Below are 1065 nucleotides of genomic sequence, written 5' to 3'. Positions count from 1 at the left end.
AATGTTCTGCGGGGTTCTGCGGATAATGTTTTCTGTTCCATAACAGGTGTCCACTAGTTGAAAAAGTGGGCACCTACGTTACCAATACTGGCTTAATGGCTACATACGGCGGTCAGTTTACGCTTACTAATAAAGCGATGAAACATACTGAACTCCGTGCAGCCGTACTGGATGCACTGGAAAAACATGACACCGGGGCGACGCTTTTTGATGGTCGCCCCGCTGTTTTTGATGAGGCGGATTTTCCGGCAATTGCCGTTTATCTCACCGGCGCTGAATACACGGGCGAAGAGCTGGACAGCGATACCTGGCAGGCGGAGCTGCATATTGAAGTTTTCCTGCCTGCTCAGGTGCCGGATTCAGCGCTGGATGCGTGGATGGAGTCCCGGATTTATCCGGTGATGAGCGATATCCCGGCACTGTCAGATTTGATCACCAGTATGGTGGCCAGTGGCTATGACTACCGGCGCGACGATGATGCGGGCCTGTGGAGTTCAGCCGATCTGACTTATGTCATTACCTATGAAATGTGAGGACGATATGCCAACACCAAATCCTCTGGCACCGGTGAAAGGGGCCGGAACCACCCTGTGGGTTTATAAGGGGAACGGTGACCCTTATGCGAACCCGCTTTCAGACGTTGACTGGTCGCGTCTGGCAAAAGTTAAAGAACTGACGCCCGGCGAACTGACCGCAGAGTCCTATGACGACAGTTATCTCGATGATGAAGATCCGGACTGGGCCGCGACCGGACAGGGGCAGAAATCCGCCGGAGATACCAGCTTCACGCTGGCGTGGATGCCCGGTGAGGCAGGCCAGCAGGCGCTGTTGCGGTGGTTTGATGAGGGCGATACCCGTGCCTATAAAATCCGTTTTCCCAATGGCACGGTCGATGTGTTCCGTGGCTGGGTGAGCAGTATTGGCAAGGCCGTCACCGTAAAAGAAGTGATCACCCGTACGATAAAAGTCACCAATATTGGTCGACCGTCGCTGGCGGAGGACAGCGGAACCATCACGCCGGTGACGGGGATCACCGTCACACCGGCCACGGTCTCTGTTGAGGTG

2 protein-coding genes are annotated in these 1065 nt (G+C 54.8%); both read left to right on the top strand.

The genetic code is table 11. The features are described from left to right. The first annotated feature begins 137 nt into the window (after positions 1 to 137). A complete protein-coding gene (locus tag C7B16_RS24205; RefSeq protein ID WP_107180290.1) occupies positions 138 to 533 on the top strand; it encodes a phage minor tail U family protein in 396 nt (131 codons plus the stop codon). Between the two features lie 7 nt (positions 534 to 540). Beyond that, positions 541 to 1065: phage tail tube protein (locus C7B16_RS24200; RefSeq protein WP_107180289.1), on the top strand; the 525-nt coding region annotated here is incomplete at its 3' end.

This window comes from Escherichia sp. 20412-1 (genome assembly GCF_003027595.1).
GTDB classification, from domain to species: Bacteria; Pseudomonadota; Gammaproteobacteria; order Enterobacterales; family Enterobacteriaceae; genus Escherichia; species Escherichia marmotae.
This window is presented reverse-complemented; position numbering and strand designations above follow the sequence as displayed.

Bases quoted from the DNA above. Each gene is read 5' to 3' on its own strand.
- C7B16_RS24205 (WP_107180290.1), top strand. From the start codon at position 138: ATGAAACATACTGAACTCCGTGCAGCCGTACTGGATGCACTGGAAAAA.